Raw genomic sequence first — 707 nt, 5'->3', positions numbered from 1 at the left:
GCTAGTGTTTTCTTATGTTATTCCTTTATCTTATGGTTATATAAAAACTCCAGTTTTAACTGATAGATATATTATTTTTGTATTAATACCCATTCTAATATTGATCTCTTCTCTAATTTTTGAAATTGAAAATAAAAAAATCAAGATTTTTATTTTTATTTTTTTATTAGCGCCTACTATTGTAAATAATTTTATAGAAATTAAAGATAGAAAAGTAAATAAACCTGAATTTAAAAAATTTTTTAGTAATTTAGAAAAATATAATGTCCAAAATTTAACTATTAATACTAATTTAGCTGTAAGTGCAAAAGCATCAAAGAGACTGACAAAATTAGTTGAAAATTATATTAAAACTCTTGAAGGATTTAAAGAGAGAGATTTTAAAATTGTTAATCTGAAAGATGTATCGAAGAATCAAAAAATGATTTGGGTTATATGTTATGAGCCTCTTGTTGGATTTAATTGCGCTTTACCTGATGATAAAAAAGATACTTGGATTTTAATAGAAACTAAACAAAACCACTTTTTAAACTCAAGACTTTATGAGATAAAATAGCAAATGAGAGACAATTAAATGCGGTATTGGTTAATGAAATCTGAACCAGATGTTTGGTCAATTGATCAACAAATAAAGGCAGGTGCTAAAGGTGCTCCCTGGGATGGTGTTAGAAACTATCAGGCAGCTAAAAATTTAAAAAGTATGAAAA

At 25.3% G+C, this 707-nt stretch carries 2 protein-coding genes; both read left to right on the top strand.

Annotated elements, in window-relative coordinates; all coding sequences use genetic code 11:
* On the top strand, window positions 1-556 hold a 556-nt coding region (locus AMN81_RS06385), incomplete at its 5' end, for a hypothetical protein (protein ID WP_179850566.1).
* Between the two features lie 18 nt (window positions 557-574).
* On the top strand, window positions 575-707 hold a 133-nt coding region (locus AMN81_RS04180; protein ID WP_143312059.1), incomplete at its 3' end, for an EVE domain-containing protein.

It is taken from the genome of Candidatus Pelagibacter communis, assembly GCF_001179845.1.
Classification (GTDB): Bacteria; Pseudomonadota; Alphaproteobacteria; order Pelagibacterales; family Pelagibacteraceae; genus Pelagibacter; species Pelagibacter ubique_Q.
The sequence above is the reverse complement of the archived record's forward strand: the minus strand, read 5'-3'. Positions and strand labels throughout refer to the sequence as shown.